A 16953-nucleotide genomic window follows, 5' to 3' on the forward strand; every position below is an offset into this window, starting at 1 on the left:
ACAGCGCCGGCCCCCGCGATGGATTCGCGGGGGCTTTTTCATGCCGGTTCGCGCGAGCGTCCCTGCTGCGGCACCCGCCGTGGCACTCGCTGTGGCACCCGCTGTAGCACCCGCCGTGGCAAGCCCTTTGCCAACCGTCGCGCCGTGGGGATCTTCGCCCGCATTGGGTAAACCCTGAGCAATATTGGCGCCAAAATAAGCTAACATTTTTGCAGCTTGCTTCCCTGCCTTTTTCCCCTTCCACCTCCCCGACCCCACGGCGCGCGGCGCCGCCTCCCCGTCCATGACCCAGATTTCCCAATTTCCTTTCGTATCGGTTTCCGGCACTCCCGAGGCCCGCGGCCGTTCCTACGGCCAGCAAGCTGCCGCGCGCGTGCGCAAAAGCGCCGCCATGTATGGCCAGACGCTGGTCGACCTGGGCTACGACGCCATGGCGCGCACCGAGCTCATCGCCCATTTCGCGCGCGAGATCGAAGCCTTTGCGCCGCACTACCTGGAAGAGATGCGCGGCATCGCCGCGGGCGCCGACGTGCCGTTCGAAGACATCGTGATGGTCAACGCGCGCACGGAAGTGGTGGCCAAGGCGCGCGCCGAAAAGAAGAAGGCGGCCGAACTGGAACCCGGCGACGGCTGCACCGGCGCGTTGATCCTGCCCACGCGTTCGGCCAACGGCAACCTGATCCATGGGCAGAATTGGGACTGGCGCGCGGAATGCGCCGAGACGGCCATCGTGCTGCGCGTGCGCAGCGACAACGGCCCTGACATCCTGACGTTCGTCGAAGCCGGTGGCCTGGCCCGCAGCGGCTTGAACAGCGCGGGCGTATCCATTACGGCCAACTATCTGGAGTCCGACCGCGACTTCCGCCAACTGGGCGTGCCGCTGTCGCTAATTCGTCGCAAGGTGCTGGAGCAGCAGCATTTCGCGCTGGCGATCAAGGCCGTGGCCACAACCGCCAAGTCCTGCTCGAACAACATCATGCTGGGCATGGCGGCTGGGTTTGGCGTGGACTACGAATGCACCACCGATGAAGCCTTCCCCATCTATCCGGGCAGCGACGACCTGATCGTGCACGCCAACCACTGGGTCAGCGAAGTGGCCTTGTCCAAGCTGCGCGACACCGGCCGCGCCAGCACGCCCGAAAGCGCGTACCGCGACTGGCGCGTACGCCGCCTGCTGAACGAGAAAACGGACTTGACGCGCGAGGACCTCAAGCGCGCGCTGTTCGATGATTTTGGCGCGCCCTATTCCGTGTGCCGCCCGCCGCGCCCCGGCAGCCACGACAATCTTTCCGCCACGGTCGCCATGGTGGTCATGGAGCCGGCCGTCGGCCTGATGGAAGTGGCGCCCCTGCCCGCGCTGAATCGCACGTTTACGCGCTATAGCCTGACCGCCGAACCCGAACTGCTGGCCGCCGCCTGATCCTTGGCGCGCCGGCGCAACCGAAGGAAGTTCCAATGAAAAACCCCAATCTTGGCGCCGCGGTTGCGCTGGCGCTTGCCGGGCTGTCCGGCGCCGCCGGCCCCGTCAGCGCGCAGCCCGCCCCGCCGCTGCGCATTTCGATGACCGCCGACATCCGTTCCACCGAACCCGGCGTCAACCGCGACAGCAACAGCGACGCGGTCGTCATGCACATTGTTGAAGGGCTGGTGGCCTATGGCGAAGATGCCGAGGTGCGTCCGCTGCTGGCCAAATCGGTGGACATCAGCCCCGACGGCAAGACCTACACATTTACCTTGCGCGATGGCGTGACGTTTCACAACGGCAAGCCGATGACATCGGCCGACGTGCTCTGGAGCTGGCAGCACTACACCGCCGCGAATTCAGGCTGGCGCTGCGCCAGCGAATTCGATGGGCGCGGCGGCGTCAAGGTCACCCGCGTCGAGGCGCCCGATGCGCGCACCGTCGTCTATCACCTGGACAAGCCCACCAGCCTGTTCCTGGCATCGCTGGCGCGCATCGACTGCGGCGGCACCGGCATACTTTCGCGAGATTCAGTGGGCGCGGACGGCGCCTGGATCAAACCCATCGGCACCGGCCCTTTCGAGCTGGCCGAATGGAAGCGCGGCGAATACATCCGCCTGACCAGGTTCGCCGGCTACGCCAACCTGGACGGCAAGCGCGACGGCTACACCGGGTCCAAGCGCCCCCTGGTGGACGAAGTGCGCTTCATGATCGTGCCCGACGACTCCACCGCCAAAGCCGCCCTGCAACGCGGCAACATCGACATCATTGAAGACGTCTCCAACAACGACGTGCCGGTGCTGCAAAACACGCCGAACGTGAAGGTGGCCTATGCGCCGGTGATGAGCATGACGGCGCTGTTGTTGCAGACCAAAGACCCGGTGCTGGCCAACCCCAAGTTACGCCTGGCGCTGGCCCATGCCATCGACTACAAACAGCTGGCGGCCGCCGTCACCGAAGGCCTGGCGCAGCCCAACAATTCCATCGTGCCGCTGGTGTCGCCTTACTACGATGCCGCGCAAAAGCAGGGGTGGGACTACGATCCGGCGCGGGCGGCCAAGCTGTTGCAAGAGGCGGGCTACAAGGGGCAGCCGCTGACGATTCTGACCACCAAGCGCTATCCGCAGTCGTATAACTCGGCCGTGATCGTGCAGGCGATGCTGCAAGCCGTGGGCGTCAATGCGCAGTTGTCCGTTGTTGAATGGGCCACGCAGCTGGACCGCTATAACGCGGGCACCTACCAGATGATGACGTTCCCGTATTCGGCGCGCCTGGACGCGGCATTGAACTACGAGATGGTGACGGGCGACAAGGCCAAGCAGCCGCGCAAAGTGTGGGACAACGCTGACGCCCTGAAGCTGGTGGAAGCCGCCTCGGTGGATTCCGACCGGGCCAAGCGACAGGCTTCATTTGATCAGCTGCACAAGCTGTTCCTGGCCGATGTGCCCAGCATCCCGCTCTACAACGGCCTGGACATCGGCGCGTTTCGCAGCAACATCAAGGGCTACCAGCCTTGGGCGGTGAAAAAGCCGCGCGCGTGGGAAGTCGAACGCGTCGGGCCGTAACGCTACGCAGGGATGGGGCGGCGCAGCAAGGCCGTAGCGCCGCGCCGCCTGCCCGTTATCAGGGGCCTACGCCCTTAATGGGCGCCGGCCCCTGCCCCGCTTACTTGGCGCCGACCACCTTGGTCTCCCAGGCGCGCGGCTTGCCTTCCCATACCGAAAACCCCTCGACGCGCTTATTCGTTGCCCACGCGTCGGCGCCGTTATACAGCATCAGCATCGGCGTCTGTTCCAGCATCAACGCATGCAGCTGATCGAACAGCGCCTGCCGCTTGCCCGGGTCGGACTCCAGGAAACTTTCGTCGATCAACTTCTGCGCCGCCGGGTCATCCCAGACCTTGCGCGGCTGCTTGGTCTTGTCGCCCGAGAACTGCTCGAAGCTTAACGAGGGGTCCAACCGCGACGAAAACGAGAACGAGCTGATCTGGTATTTGCCGGTGTTGTAGCGGTCCAGCTGCGTTGCCCATTCCAGCACTTCGATCTTGGCGTTGATACCCACCGACTGCATCATCGCCTGCGCGATCACCGCCACCTGGTAGCTGGGCACGTGGGCGCGCTTGTTGGCATAGATCACCACCGGCTCGCCCTTGTAGCCCGCTTCTTTCAGCAGCTGCTGCGCCCGCGCCGGGTCGTACTTGTAGCCCTTCTTCTCGGCGTCCTTGTAGTAGGCCGAGCCCGCGTAGACCGCGGAATTGTTCAATTGGCCCAGCCCTTCCGACGCGGCCGCCACCACTTGCGGAATGTCCAGCGAAGCAGCAATCGCCTGCCGCATCTTCACGTTCTTGAGCACCGGGTCCTGTGTCTGGAACAACAACACATGCTTGACGGCGTCATGCGGGCTGAACACGGTCAGCGTCTTCACGCTTTTCAGTTCGCCGACGTCGGTGTTGGTGATCTGGCTGGCGTCAATGGCGCCGGACATCAGCCCGGCCTTGGACGTGGACGGGTCCGGCACCACCAGGAACTTCACCTCGTCCACCAGCGGGCGCTTCGATCCCACGTACCCATCCGGCTTCTCGCCCGAGGGCGACACGTAGTCCTTGAACGCGCTCAGCAGCGTGTATTCGCCGCGCTTCCATTCCTTGAACATGTACGGGCCGGTGCCGATCGGCTTGACCCACGTGCCGTCCGCCGCCACCGAGTCCCTGGAAATAATGGCGGTCATGCCGCAGTCCGTGCGCGCCAGGGAATCCAGGAACACCGCCGACTTGCGGTCCACCTTCATCACCACGGTCTTCGCATCCGGCGCGGTTACGTCGGTGACCTTCAGGCCATTGCGGCCGTCGAAGTCGCTGCGGCAGCGCCAGTCCGTCTTGGCATCCATGTAGCGCTGCCAGCTCCACAGCACATCCGCCGAGGTCAGCGGGGCGCCGTTATGGAATTTGACGCCGTCGCGCAATGTGAACGTATAGGTCAACCCGTCCGGCGACAAATCGACCGATTTGGCCAGCAAGGGGCCAACGGTGCCGTCTTCGCGGTAGCCGACCAGCCCTTCAACAATATTGAGCACCACGCCGTCGGTCGTGTTGTCGCGGTTGACACCCGGATTGGTCGAGCGGATGTCGGCCGGTTGCGCGATGGTCAACACGGCGGCGTGGACCGGAACGGCGGTGGCGCCAAGCGCCAGGGACAGCGCGAGCGCTCTGGGTACGAAATGGTGGTGCATGCAGAAGACTCCCCGGCGTGCGGCGCAGACGTCACGCGTATTTTTGGCGCCAAAATAATCTGCTAATTATGGCGGCTCTGGCTTGTGCCGCCATACGGGGTATCCCTGAAGCAAAGCCACGGGCAAAAAAAATGGCGGCCCCTTCGCAGGAAGGGCCGCCGCGATTCACGCCGCCGCAAGCAAACAGTTCAGCAGACAGCGATCAAGAAATATCCTGCCCGACGTGCTGCGAGATGATTTTCTGCAACCGCTTCACATCGCGCGCTTCCAGCGCGTCGACCATGTCGAAGTGTTCACGCGCCGAGATTTCGATGCGCGATCGCGTCACCCATTCCTTGGCCGGCGCGGCGGGGCCGCGCGCCCGCGTGTCCTGGATCAACGCGGCCAGTTCGCGGTTGCGGCACATGTCGTACATGGCCGCGTGAAACGCCAGGTTGACCTCGTACTGTTCCAACAAGGTGCCGTCTTGCAGCAGCTTGGCGAAACGTTCGGCCAGCGTGCGCAGCGCGCGCACCTTGGCGGCGGTGACGTTCGGCATCAAGTCCGCGGCCGCGCCGCTTTCCAGCAGGATGCGGATATCGCGGATCTGGTGATGCACGTCCGGGTCCATCGCGTAGACGTGATAGCCCCGGTTCGGGATGTGCGCAATCAGCCGCTTGGCGGCCAATTGGTCCAGCGCCCGCCGCACGTCCAAACGCTTGGCGTCATAGCGCTCTTGCAGGTCGATCTGTTTCAACCAGGCGCCAGGACCATACACGCCCGACTGAATATCATGGGCAATACGGTCGACCAGGCCGGGTTGCGTCGCTGCCGTTTTCGGCATGGACCACTCCCGTCTATCAATTCCAAAGCGCGTATTTTAGGCGTAAGTCCTTGCAGGGAAAGCGAGGAGTTCCCCGCCCGCCATCAGGCGATGGCGCGCAGGGGTTCCTGCCCGTCCAGACGCCACCGCAGCCGCACGCCGCCGCTTTCGGTTGATTCCAGGGCGGGAATGGCTTGCAACAGGCTGCGCGTGTAGTCCTCTTGCGGGCGGTCGAAGACCGCGTCGCGCGAGCCTTGCTCCACAATCGCCCCGTTGCGCATGACCACCACGCGATCCGCCACCTGTTCCACCACGCCCAGGTCGTGGCTGATGAACAGACACGAAAACCCGTGCCGTTCCTGCAAATCGGCAAACAGGTCCAGCACCTGCGCGCGCACCGTCACGTCCAGCGCCGACACGGGCTCATCGGCAATCACGAACGCCGGCCGGCGCACGATGGCGCGGGCAATGGCCACGCGCTGGCGCTGGCCGCCCGACATTTCGTGCGGAAAGCGCTTGGCGTATTCCGACCCCAGGCCCACTTCGGCCAGCACCTCGTCCACGCGGCGGCGCTTGTCCGCCGCCGACAGGTCGCCCACCATGCGCAGGCCCTCGCCCACCAGCTGGCCGATGGTCATGCGCGGGTCCAGCGACGAATACGGGTCCTGGAACACCATCTGGCAGTTCAGGCGATAGTCGCGCCATGCCGCCGAGCGGCGATCCACCGGCTGGTTGCGAAACAGGATCTGGCCGGACGTAGGCGCAAGCAGCCCGGCAATGGCGCGGCCCAAGGTGGTCTTGCCCGAGCCCGATCCGCCCACCACGGCCACCACTTCGCGCGGCTTGACGTGCAGGTCGATGCCGTCCAGCGCGCGCTTGGCGCCGGTGCGCGAGAACAGGCGCTGATGGCCCGCGTAGTCCACCACCAGGTTCCTGACTTCAACAATGGGCGCTTCCTGCGTCAGCTTGCGGGCCGGCAGGCGGCGCGGCATGGCGTCCAGCAACTTGCGCGTGTAGGGGTGCCGGGGGCGTTCCAGGATGCTCGCGGTCGTGCCGGCTTCCAGCACTTTGCCGTGCTGCATGACAACCATGCGCTCGGTGTAGCGAGCCACCATCGGCAGGTCGTGGCTGATCATCAGCACCGCCGTGTTGTGTTCGCGGGTCAGGTCAACCATCAGTTCCAGCACGTCGCGCTGCACCACGGCGTCCAGCGCGGTGGTGGGCTCGTCGGCGATCAGCAGCGCTGGCTCCAGCAACATTACCGAGGCCAGCATCATGCGCTGGCGCATGCCGCCGGAAAACTCGTGCGGCCAAGCGTCCATCGCCCCTTTGGGGTCGCTGATGCCCACGCGGCGCAGCATTTCAAGAATGCGCTCGCGGCGTTGCGCGGGCGACATCGCGCGGCGATGCAGTTTCAAGCCTTCGTCCAGTTGCCGGCCGATGGGCATGGACGGGTTCAGCGACGTCATCGGTTCCTGGAACACCATGCCGATACGGGCGCCGCGCAGCTTGCGCAGCACTGCCGCCTGGGCCTGGGTGACGTCCACGCCTTCGAACAGGATGGCGCCGTCCGCTACCACCAGCGGCGCGGGCGTCAGGCCCATGATGGCGCGCGCGGCTTGCGTCTTGCCGCTGCCCGACTCGCCCACGATGCCGACCATTTCGCCGGGCGCGACGTCAAACGACACCCCGCTGACGATCTCGCGGCCGCCCTGCCCGACCGTCAGCGTCAGGTTCGATACGGATACCAGTGCGCTCATTGCACGCCCCTCATGCGGGGGTCGAGACGGTCTCGCACCGCGTCGCCCAACAGGTTGATGCCCAGCAGCGCCAGCGCGATGGCCAGGCCGGGAAGAATGGACAGATAGGACGCCTGCGCCATGAACGGGCGCGCGGCGGCCAGCATATTGCCCCAGGTGGGCGCGGGCGGCGGCACCCCCAGGCCCAGGAAGGACAGCGCGCTTTCGGCCAGGATCACCCAGCCGAACATCGACGTGGCCAGCACGGTCAGGGGCGCCACGCAGTTGGGCAGCACGTGGCGAAACATCGTGTAGAGCTCGGAATTGCCCAGCACGCGGGACGATTCGATGAACTCTTTTTCACGCAGCGACAACACCGTGCCGCGCACGATGCGCGTTACCGACGGCGTGTACGCCAGGCCCAGCGCCAGGATGATGCCGTACTTGTTCGCGCCCACCACGGCCAGCAGCCCCAACGCCAGCAACAGGCCGGGAAAGGCCAGCAGCGCATTGTTGAAGGCCATGATGATGCGGTCGGTCCAGCCGCGCACAAAGCCGGTCAACGTGCCGATGGCGGTGCCCACGACGATGGCGAAGGTCACCGTCAACAGGCTGATCCACACACTGCTTGATGCGCCGGCCAACAAGCGCGAAAGCTCGTCGCGGCCGAACTCGTCGGTGCCCAGCAGGAAGTCGCCGCCGGGCGGCTTCAGGCGCGAGAGGAAGTTGATCTTCAGCGGGTCATGCGGCGTCCAGAAAGTGCCCATCAGCGCCGCGACGATCATCGCCCCGACGATCAGGCCACCCAGGAGCGCGTTGGCGGGAATTCGCCTTTTCGGAATTCGCGTTTTCATTCGGCGGTTACTCTCGGGTCGAAGAGGGGATAGCACAGGTCGATCAGCAGGTTCACCACCACGTAGACCACGCCCACGAACAACAAACAGCCCTGGATGACGGGGTAGTCGCGCGCAAAGATGGAATCGACCAGCAGACGCCCCAGCCCGGGGATGGTGAATACCGTTTCCACCACGGCGATGCCGCCCAGCAGATTGCCCAGCACCAGGCCGATCAGCGTCCAGGTCGGGCCGAACGCGTTGCGAAACGCGTGGCGCATCAGCACGGCGGATTCGGACAGCCCCTTGGCGCGCGCGTGGGTGATGTAATCCAGCCGCAGCACTTCCAGCGTGCTCGCGCGCGCCATGCGCATCAGCACACCGATCTCGTGCAGGAACAAGGTCAGGATCGGCATGGCCAGGTACAGCAGGCCGGCCTTCCAGTCTTCCCCGATCGACACATAGCCCACCACGGGCAGCCACTGCAATTTCAGGCCGAAGAAGATCAACAGCAGCAGGCCGAGCCAGAACGTCGGGATCGACACCAGTAACGTGGCCGAGCCCACCAGGAACAGGTCGGGCCATTTGTTCTGCTTCCAGGCGGCGATCATGCCGGCCGGCACCGCGACCAGTGCGGCGAATACCACGGCCACCAGCACCACGCGGCCGCTGATCAGGAAGCGGTCCCACACCAGCGCCAGCACGGGCTGCCCGGTGTTGATGGACGCCCCCAGGTCACCGTGCAGCATGTTGCCGAACCAGATGCCGAACTGGGTCAGCCAGGTCTGGTCCAGGCCCAGCCGCGCCCGCAGGTCCGCCAGCGCGGCCGGCGTTGCCAGGTCGCCCAGCAGTAGTTGGGCGGGGTCGCCCGGGATCAGCCGGATCATCACGAACACCGCCACCGCCACGATCAGCAGGGTCGGCACAGCCATGACAATTCGGGATAGCGCGAAACGCAGCATGGCCCTCTCCTATTCCTGGACACGACGGCGCGGGCAGCCAAGGCGCCCGGCTTGCGCGATTTCAGTTTTCTGCATTGCGCCGCTTGCGCAGCGCGCGCGCCAGAAAGTCCTGCACGTGGCCGACACACTTCAGGCCGTCGTGCGGCACGTTGTCCACCAGGTCCAACACAGCTTTCACACCGGCCGATTCGAATGAGCGGCGCAGCGATTCCAACCGTTCGGGGCGCGTCTTGCCGGCGTCGTTGGCGCCGGCCATGAAGAACTTGCCCCCTTCGCGGTGCGTGATTTCCCACGTTTCCAGGTCCGCCTTGCCGACAATCATGTGCACCGCCACCTGCTTGAGCGCTTCGATGTCCACACCCTTGCCAAAGCGCGTCTCGGCATCGCGCACGCCCACCCACCAGTCCTGGCTGGGGTCCAGCAGCGTCACCGAGCCCGGTGCGCCAATCGACACGGCCCACAGGCGTTCGGGATGCAGGTAGGCAAAGCGGTTCACGAATTGGCCGCCGCCGGAATAGCCGAACAGGCCGAACTTGTCGAAGCGCATGCCGAACTTCTCGCCCACTTCGGCCACCATGTCCAACAGGATCTGGTCGTAGCGGATGTCGCCTTCACGCAGTTGCTTGAAGCCGTCGCGGTTACCGTCGCCCAGCGGTCCCACCGGAAACAGCGGGCACAGCACGATGCAGTCGTTCCAGCGGGCGAACTCCGAGAAGGCGTCGCGGTATTCCACAAAGGCGCGGCCCGTACCGTGCATGATGACGACGAGTTCCATGGGGTGCCTGGCCGTGTCGATATGCGGCGGCACGTACATGCAATAGGAAAAACGCGGGTCGGTGCGCGCGGCGAACACCGTGCTGTGGCCCAGGTCGTAGATGGCCCGAGCCATGGCGGCGTCGGGAGTCAGAGCGATAGCTGCGTTGGACTGCATGATTTCCTCATCTCCATGGCCGCTAGGCGCGGGCGCATGGTGGCTGCCAGATCGAAATAATGATCACATAAATTGGCGCCAATTTTAGGAGGATGCGGTTCAAGGCAACAAGGCAGGGGATTCCCTAGGCTTGGGAGATGGCGCGCGGGTTTGCAATCCCGGCGATCGCGCCGGTGGCGACTGGCGACTGGCGGCTGGCGCTGGCGCTGGCGCTGGCGCTGGCGCTGGCGCGTGGCGCGTGGCGCGTGGCGCGTGGCGCGTGGCACGTGGCGGCAGCGCGGGCGCCACGCGCCCGGCACGCTGCCTTCGCCGCGTCAGGTCAGTGCTTTTTGAAGATCCGCTTGACGGCGGTGACCACGCCCAGCACCACGGCGCCGGCCACCACGCCAAACAGCGCGTTCAGCACGGTGGACGTCAGCGCCTGCACCATGGCGCCGCCGCCGACAGCGGCCGCGGCGTGTTCGACGGCCGCGTGCACGGGGGGAATGCCGTGCGTGAGAATGGCGCCGCCCACCATGAACATGGCCGCGGTGCCTACCACCGACAAGGTCTTCATCAGATACGGCGCGGCGCCGACGATGCCGCGCCCCAGCCATGCCACGGCTTGCGCGCGCTTTTGGCTCAGGTGCAGGCCCAGGTCGTCCAGCTTGACGATGCCGGCCACCAGGCCATAGACGCCTATCGTCATGGCGATGGCAATGATCGACAACACGGCCACCTGGCGCGTGAAGTCGGCGCCGGCCACCGCGCCCAGGCTGATCACGATGATTTCCGCCGACAGGATGAAGTCGGTTCGCACCGCGCCCTTGATCTTGCTGCGTTCGAACGCCACCATATCCACCGACTCGTCCTGCAAGGCCTGGGCACGCGCGGCGTGGCTGCCTTGGTCGGACTCGTCATGCGGCAGAAACTTGTGCGCCAGTTTTTCAACGCCCTCAAAGCAGAGAAATGCGCCACCCAGCATCAGCAGCGGCGTCACCAACCACGGCACGAACGCGCTGATCAGCAGCGCCGACGGCACCAGGATCAGCTTGTTGATGAACGATCCCTTGGCCACTGCCCACACCACAGGCAGTTCCCGGTTGACCGGCACGCCGGTTACTTGCTGAGCGTTCAGCGCCAGGTCGTCGCCCAGCACGCCGGCGGTTTTCTTGGCCGCCACCTTGGTCATCACCGACACGTCATCCAGAATGGTGGCGATGTCATCGAACAATGCGAAGAAACTGCTACCGGCCATCAAGCATCCCCTGTGCTTTTTAGGTGTTCAGAGTTTACAGGCGGCCGTACAAATGAAAAGGCCGCCCATTGGGGCGGCCGGTCGGCAAGCGGGCAGCGTCGCACTGCGGGGAATCAAGATGGCCGGGCATGGGCGTCAACGACAAGCCGTCCGTGGTTGATCGCCGCATCCACCGCCATGCCGGGGCTGGATACAAACCCGCCCGATTCAAACAGCGGTACGGCGTGATGTTCGTTGAGCTGGTCGCGGTCAGCGGCCAATTCCACTGCCACGGTAGCCGTAAATGCAGGGCTGCCGGTGCCGCCAACGACGATCCGCGACACGTTCGCGGTCAGCCGATAGCCCTTGTAAACCATATTATTGTGAAACATATAACCCCCTAATTGGAAAAAAGGCCCAATGGGCCTTTATTCACAGAGCGCGGATTTGAGTGGCGTGGGGGCCCTTGGCGCCCTGTGCGGTCACGTAGCTGACGCGCTGGTTTTCAACCAGCACTTTGTGTCCGTCGCTCACGATTTCCGAGAAGTGTGCAAATAAATCCTTGCCGCCGTTCTCGGGCATGATGAAGCCAAATCCTTTTGCGTCGTTAAACCACTTCACGATTCCGGTTTCCATAATCTCATTCCTTTAAATGCGGGCACTGCCCGCGAAGATGAGCCTATCAAGGAAAGGACAGCGAACAATGTAGCGCCACGTGGGCAGCAAGACCGGACGAAAATCACGATGCTCGAAAAGCTTCAATCCCACTATGGGTGCAGCGGTCGGCAAAGTCAATTAGCGTTTCCAATTACTGGATTCATCCCGCACGCGTTGAATAATGCTCGATTAACGACAAAATGATGCCAACGGTTAGCCGCGTATTAAGCGGCTTTTTCCCCCATGGGCACACCGGCAAATACGCGTGAACGATAAAGCGCGTATGCTCGCGCCATGGTGCTTTGAACGTGCGTTGCCTCGCCGTATCGCCATACAGGAGTATGGCCTTGCGTCATCATTGCCCGCGCACCGCGCACATTTGCTCGCCTGCGGAATTTTCCGCGTGCAAAATCGCCACCGGCTCAGCTCGCACAATTGTGCGAATCGTGAATCCCGCGTGAGCGCCATCAAAAAGTCGATCGCCCGATTCGCCAACGCCTTCGTCAAGCTGCTTCCGTCCGCGCCCCCGCCCCGGGGCAACCCTCCGCAACGCGACGGCCAGCGCAATGTGGCTCGCGACCATGCCGCGGTGTCCTCGCCGTGGCGCATCTACCGGATCTATGCACGCCCCGGGCATCTGCTGATGCGCAACGAACAAGGCCGCATTCTTGATCTGGGCGTCATGAAGGGCGAAGAGCCCAACCTGACTTACCGCCTGTTCGCGCGCGACCTGCAAGGCAAGGGTTTCGCCACGCGCACGCTGCTGCTGGACGACATCGCGCGCCGCATCGAAGCCGGCGAAGTCAGCACGGAACTCTTGGACCTGTCCGACTGGGACCAGCCACTGGGCGCTGACCTGGACCGAGGCACCCACACCGACGTGTCGATGAAGCTGGGCCGCTAGGCCGTCAGGCCGGCACGCGCCCTGCCCGGCGCGCCCGCTTATTTCTTCAGCTGCGCTTCCACGCACATATTGATGACGCCGTTGACCAGCTTTTCGATGCGGTCACGCTCGGGACCTTTTTCGTCCGTGACCAGCATGCGGTCATACGCGGTGTAGTCCTTGATCGGCACCGACTTCTGCAAACCGTCCAGCACGCAGCTGCAATACGTTGCCGAACGCGCGTCCACATCCGGCAGCGCCCCGGCGCTTTTCTTCAAGCCTTCCACGCACGAGCTATACGTCACAAGGCGTATGCCTTCGGGGTACTCGTTCTTCTTGCCACAACCGGCAAACCCGGCCAATACCACAACCCCCGCCACTGCCCACCCCATACGCCGCATGAACCGCCCCTGTTGAACTATTGAACGGCGTGCATTTTGGCATAGGGCTGTCATTACACCAGGACCTGTTTGTCCCAGTTGGCGACCTTTTCAACTTTCCGATGTGTATGGTACGCATCATGGACAGCCGCGAAATCATCAGACAGCTCCGCCTGGCGGGTTGGGTCTACCGCAACGCGAGAGGCTCGCATCACATTTATGTCCACCCGCCAAAGCCCGGACATATCAGCGTGCCCCATCCGAAAAAGGATTTGGGAATCGGCTTGGTCGCCAAGCTGCCGACGCAGGCAGGACTGAAGCAGACCGCTCGCGGCGCTACGGCTGGCGCCTTTGGTTTCTTCAAGGTTTACCAAGGAAACTCATGAAATACCCCATCGCCATAGAGCCCGGCAGCGACACGCAAGCGTGGGGCGTGGTCGTACCGGATCTGCCTGGCTGCTATTCCGCATCCGACACGGGCATTGACGATGCCATCGAAAATGCCAAAGAAGCGATAGCGCTCTGGATCGAAACAGCACTGGACACTGGCGCCGCCGTGCCACCGCCAGGAAGCATCGCGGCTCATCAAGCCAATCCGGAATTCGCCGGGTGGGTCTGGGCCATAGTCGACATCGACCCCGCCGTGATGGACGACACGATCGAACGCGTCAATATCACGCTGCCGCGCCGCATCCTGGCCAGAATCGATGCGAAGGCGCGCGCCGCCGGCGAAAGCCGATCGGGCTACATCGCGCAGCTGGCCTTGACGCACTAAGCCCGGTCACGCCCGGGCCAGACTTGCAAGCTGGCCCGGCCGGGGCTGTCCGGCGCGCGGGCCAACGTCAACTCAACTCATATAAACGCCGCCGTTGATGGCGTAGTTGGCGCCCGTTACGAAGGCGGCCTCGTCCGAGGCCAGCCAGGCGCACAGGCCCGCCAGGTCCTGCGCGGTGCCAAGCCGGCCGACGGGCACGCTTTCGATGATGCGGTCCAGCAGCGCCGGGGGAAATGCCTTGACGGTGTCGTCGGCGATGAAGCCGGGCGACACCAGGTTTACCGTCACGCCGCGCGCCGCCACTTCCTGGGCCAGCGATCGCGTGAAGCCGATCACCGCGCCTTTGGCGGTGGCAGTGTTGATTTGCCCGATCTGGCCTTTTTCCGCGGCGACCGAGCCGATGTTGATGACGCGCCCCCAGCCCCGGTCCGCCATGCTGTCGACCACCTGCTTGGTGCTGTTGAACAGCGTGTCCAGGTTGCTGCGCAAAACGGCCGCCCAGTCGGCATAGCTCATCTGGCGAAAGCGCATGTCCAGCATGGAACCGGCGTTGTTGACCAACACGTCGATCTCGCCGACTTCGCGCCGCACCTTGGCAAACGCCGCTTCGGTGGATGCCCAGTCCGTGGCGTCGCCCTCGGACGCCACGACGTCATACCCCAGGGACTTCTGCTCTTTCAACCAGCTATCGCGGCGCGATGAACGCGGTCCGCAGCCGGCCACCACGCGGTGTCCGGCGCGATGCAGCGCCTGGCAGATCGCGGTGCCCGTGTGGCCCATTCCGCTGGTGACATAAGCGATACGCAAAGCCATGACCTTCCTTTATCAACGTGCGGCGTGCGCCGCGAATCAGCCGACCGATCCCATCAACGGGAACAGGCCGAACGCCAGGGCGGCAGCCAGCATCACCATGCAGACCAGGGTGGCCCACTTGAGCGCATAGCGCTGGTGATCGCCGAATTCCACGCCCGCCAGGCCCACCAGCAGGTAGGTGGACGGCACCAGCGGGCTAAGCAAATGCACCGGCTGGCCAATGAGGGACGCCCGCGCCATTTCCACTGCCGAAATGCCATAGCCCTGCGCGGCTTCGCTCAGGATGGGCAGCACGCCGAAGTAGAAGGCATCGTTCGACATGAAAAACGTGAACGGCAGGCTGACCAGCGCGGTAATGCCCGCCAGATAGGGACCCATCGCGTCCGGGATCACGGCCAGCAGGCTGCGGGACATGGCTTCCACCATGCCCGTGCCGGACAGGATCCCCGTGAAGATCCCCGCCGCGAAAATCAGCGACACCACCGACAGCACATTGCCCGCATGCTGCGCAACGCGGCGGCGCTGCTCGGCCAGGTTCGGATAGTTGATGATCAGCGCAATCGCAAACGCAATCATGAACAGCACCGGCAGCGGCAGGACGTTCATCACCAGGCTGACCATCAGCGCCAGCGTCAACCCGGCATTCACCCACAGCAGCTTGGGGCGGCGCAGGTCGTGATCGACTTCGATCTCGGGCAGGTTCTTGGGGCCGTCCTCGTCATAGCCGGCATGCAGCGAGGCGCCGTCCGGCAGCGACAGCACGCCCAGGCGGCGCCGTTCTTTCAGACCCAGGAAGAACGCCAGCATCAGCAGCGACACGATGGCCACGCCCATCACCGGCACCAGCGGAATGAAGATATCGCCCGCATCCACGTGCAAGGCGCTGGCGGCGCGCGCCGTCGGCCCGCCCCACGGCGTCAGGTTCATGATGCCGCTGGCCAGCATCGCCAGGCAGGTCATGGACAACGCGTTCATCTTCAGGCGGCGGTACAGGGGCAACATCGACGCCACCACGATCATGTAGGTGGTCGAGCCGTCGCCGTCCAGCGAAATCACCAGCGCCAGCACCGTGGTACCCACCACGATTTTCAACGGGTCGCCCTTCACGGCGCGCAGGATGCGGCCGACGATGGGGTCGAACAGCCCCGCATCGATCATCACCCCGAAGTACAGGATGGCAAACATCAGCATCACGCCGGTAGGCGCGATCTTGCGGATACCGTCCAGCATCATCTTGTCGATGCCGGCGCCAAAGCCGCCCAGCAACGCAAAAATAATAGGGACGAGGATAAGGGCGACCAACGGCGACAGGCGCTTGGTCATGATCAGCGTCATGAACGTGAGCACCATGCCGAAGCCAAGCAGGGTCAGAAGCATGAGGGGGTATCTCCGACTAATCGTTGTTATGTTTGACGCTGCCTCCAGCAAGGGAAGCAGGAGCCGAAGACTAGGAATAAAAGCTGTCTGGAACCTGTCGTTTTTGGAAATCCGGCGCCCTGTTTCAACCCGCCGCCCCCCCCCGCGAAGCCCGAAAATCGGCCGGCTCCGGGCAGCTACAATCGGCCGATGCGCATCCTGGTAATCGAAGACGACGAGGATCTGGCCGACGCCCTTGTCCGCCGGTTGCGCCGTCTTGGCCACGCCGTGGACCTGCAACGCGACGGGCTTAGCGCCGATGGCGTGCTGCAATACGAAACCTTCGATCTCGTCATCCTGGACATCGGCCTGCCGCGCATGTCGGGCTTTGACATCCTGCACCGGCTGCGCGACCGTGGCAGCAAGACGCCGGTATTGGCGTTGACCGCCCGCATCGACATCGAAGACCGGGTTCACGCCCTGGATACCGGCGCCGACGACTACCTGGCCAAGCCGTTTGATTTCCGCGAACTGGAAGCCCGCTGCCGCGCCCTGCTGCGCCGCCCCATTGCGCAGGCCACGGGCGTGCAGCGCTTTGGCGAGCTTGTCATCGACAGCGCCGCGCGCCACGTGTCGCTGGCCGGACAGCGCATCGACCTGCCCAAGCGCGAATACAGCCTGCTGGAGATCCTGTTGGCCGGGATGAAACGCGCCGTCAGCAAAACAGAAATCGCCAACAAGCTGTTCGCCTTCGATGACGATGCCGCGCCCAACGCCATCGAGGTCTACATTGCCCGCCTGCGCCGCAAGCTGGAAGGGTCGCCGCTACGCATCGAAACGCAGCGCGGCACGGGTTACCTGCTGACCTCGACAACGCCGCCGGACAGCCCCTCGCCCCACTCGCAGCAGGATTGAC

17 protein-coding genes and 1 pseudogene are annotated in these 16953 nt (G+C 64.2%); 6 read left to right on the plus strand and 12 right to left on the minus strand.

Features of this window, described 5'->3' with window-relative positions:
- Positions 1–283 precede the first annotated feature (283 nt).
- Together AC0Z35_RS16400 and AC0Z35_RS16405 are read left to right on the plus strand one after the other, a co-directional pair.
- On the plus strand, positions 284–1420 hold the full coding sequence (locus AC0Z35_RS16400) for a C45 family autoproteolytic acyltransferase/hydrolase (protein WP_120154203.1): 1137 nt from the start codon (positions 284–286) through the stop codon (positions 1418–1420).
- A gap of 35 nt (positions 1421–1455) precedes the next feature.
- On the plus strand, positions 1456–3027 hold the full coding sequence (locus tag AC0Z35_RS16405; RefSeq protein WP_485132299.1) for an ABC transporter substrate-binding protein: 1572 nt from the start codon (positions 1456–1458) through the stop codon (positions 3025–3027).
- A 100-nt stretch (positions 3028–3127) separates the two neighbouring features.
- On the opposite strand, the gene AC0Z35_RS16410 is transcribed toward AC0Z35_RS16405, so the two are convergent.
- The 9 genes from AC0Z35_RS16410 to AC0Z35_RS16450 all read right to left on the minus strand — a co-directional run bounded on the left by AC0Z35_RS16410 (position 3128) and on the right by AC0Z35_RS16450 (position 11809).
- Positions 3128–4690 carry an ABC transporter substrate-binding protein gene (locus tag AC0Z35_RS16410; protein ID WP_485132298.1) on the minus strand — a complete coding sequence of 521 codons (1563 nt, stop codon included), beginning with the start codon at positions 4688–4690 and terminating at the stop codon, positions 3128–3130.
- A 202-nt stretch (positions 4691–4892) separates the two neighbouring features.
- Positions 4893–5513 (minus strand): GntR family transcriptional regulator, encoded by a 621-nt coding sequence (locus AC0Z35_RS16415; RefSeq protein ID WP_104142941.1) that lies wholly within the window; start codon positions 5511–5513, stop codon positions 4893–4895.
- Between the two features lie 83 nt (positions 5514–5596).
- Entirely contained in the window at positions 5597–7252 is a 1656-nt protein-coding gene (locus AC0Z35_RS16420; RefSeq protein WP_485132297.1) for an ABC transporter ATP-binding protein, read from the minus strand.
- On the minus strand, positions 7249–8085 hold the full coding sequence (locus AC0Z35_RS16425) for an ABC transporter permease (protein ID WP_046802517.1): 837 nt from the start codon (positions 8083–8085) through the stop codon (positions 7249–7251). The genes AC0Z35_RS16420 and AC0Z35_RS16425 overlap by 4 nt, the downstream gene beginning before the upstream one ends.
- Positions 8082–9026 (minus strand): ABC transporter permease, encoded by a 945-nt coding sequence (locus tag AC0Z35_RS16430; RefSeq protein WP_120154195.1) that lies wholly within the window; start codon positions 9024–9026, stop codon positions 8082–8084. Before AC0Z35_RS16430 ends, AC0Z35_RS16425 begins: the two co-directional genes overlap by 4 nt.
- A 61-nt stretch (positions 9027–9087) precedes the next feature.
- Positions 9088–9957 (minus strand): alpha/beta hydrolase family protein, encoded by an 870-nt coding sequence (locus tag AC0Z35_RS16435; protein ID WP_104142935.1) that lies wholly within the window; start codon positions 9955–9957, stop codon positions 9088–9090.
- A 319-nt stretch (positions 9958–10276) separates the two neighbouring features.
- Positions 10277–11194 carry a DUF808 domain-containing protein gene (locus AC0Z35_RS16440; RefSeq protein ID WP_485132296.1) on the minus strand — a complete coding sequence of 306 codons (918 nt, stop codon included), beginning with the start codon at positions 11192–11194 and terminating at the stop codon, positions 10277–10279.
- Between the two features lie 113 nt (positions 11195–11307).
- Positions 11308–11565, minus strand: coding sequence for a hypothetical protein (locus AC0Z35_RS16445; RefSeq protein WP_046802513.1), 258 nt, complete (start codon positions 11563–11565; stop codon positions 11308–11310).
- Positions 11566–11605: 40 nt separating this feature from the next.
- Positions 11606–11809 carry a cold-shock protein gene (locus tag AC0Z35_RS16450; protein ID WP_006217928.1) on the minus strand — a complete coding sequence of 68 codons (204 nt, stop codon included), beginning with the start codon at positions 11807–11809 and terminating at the stop codon, positions 11606–11608.
- 478 nt (positions 11810–12287) lie between these two features.
- Here AC0Z35_RS16450 and AC0Z35_RS16455 point away from each other — a divergent pair, with 478 nt between their 5' ends.
- The gene (locus tag AC0Z35_RS16455) at positions 12288–12734 is read left to right on the plus strand and encodes a hypothetical protein (protein ID WP_319306207.1); all 447 of its coding nucleotides are present in this window, start codon (positions 12288–12290) and stop codon (positions 12732–12734) included.
- Positions 12735–12772: 38 nt separating this feature from the next.
- Here AC0Z35_RS16455 and AC0Z35_RS16460 read toward each other — a convergent pair whose 3' ends face one another.
- Complete coding sequence (locus AC0Z35_RS16460; protein WP_485132295.1) at positions 12773–13114, minus strand: hypothetical protein; 342 nt, start codon at positions 13112–13114, stop codon at positions 12773–12775.
- A 119-nt stretch (positions 13115–13233) separates the two neighbouring features.
- Here AC0Z35_RS16460 and AC0Z35_RS16465 point away from each other — a divergent pair.
- Together AC0Z35_RS16465 and AC0Z35_RS16470 are read left to right on the plus strand one after the other, a co-directional pair.
- Positions 13234–13413, plus strand: a pseudogene (locus AC0Z35_RS16465) (type II toxin-antitoxin system HicA family toxin); the annotation flags it as partial.
- A gap of 62 nt (positions 13414–13475) precedes the next feature.
- On the plus strand, positions 13476–13868 hold the full coding sequence (locus AC0Z35_RS16470; RefSeq protein WP_104142930.1) for a type II toxin-antitoxin system HicB family antitoxin: 393 nt from the start codon (positions 13476–13478) through the stop codon (positions 13866–13868).
- Positions 13869–13940: 72 nt separating this feature from the next.
- Here AC0Z35_RS16470 and AC0Z35_RS16475 read toward each other — a convergent pair whose 3' ends face one another.
- Together AC0Z35_RS16475 and AC0Z35_RS16480 are read right to left on the minus strand one after the other, a co-directional pair.
- Complete coding sequence (locus tag AC0Z35_RS16475; protein ID WP_485132294.1) at positions 13941–14681, minus strand: SDR family oxidoreductase; 741 nt, start codon at positions 14679–14681, stop codon at positions 13941–13943.
- Between the two features lie 36 nt (positions 14682–14717).
- Positions 14718–16058: a CitMHS family transporter gene (locus AC0Z35_RS16480; protein WP_485132293.1), complete on the minus strand. Its 1341-nt coding sequence runs from the start codon at positions 16056–16058 to the stop codon at positions 14718–14720.
- A 189-nt stretch (positions 16059–16247) separates the two neighbouring features.
- Between AC0Z35_RS16480 and AC0Z35_RS16485 the strand changes: the two genes are divergently transcribed.
- The gene (locus AC0Z35_RS16485) at positions 16248–16952 is read left to right on the plus strand and encodes a response regulator (protein WP_485132292.1); all 705 of its coding nucleotides are present in this window, start codon (positions 16248–16250) and stop codon (positions 16950–16952) included.
- Position 16953: the final 1 nt, after the last annotated feature.

The sequence above is a fragment of the Achromobacter sp. 1L-A-4-B-C2 genome, assembly GCF_057291955.1.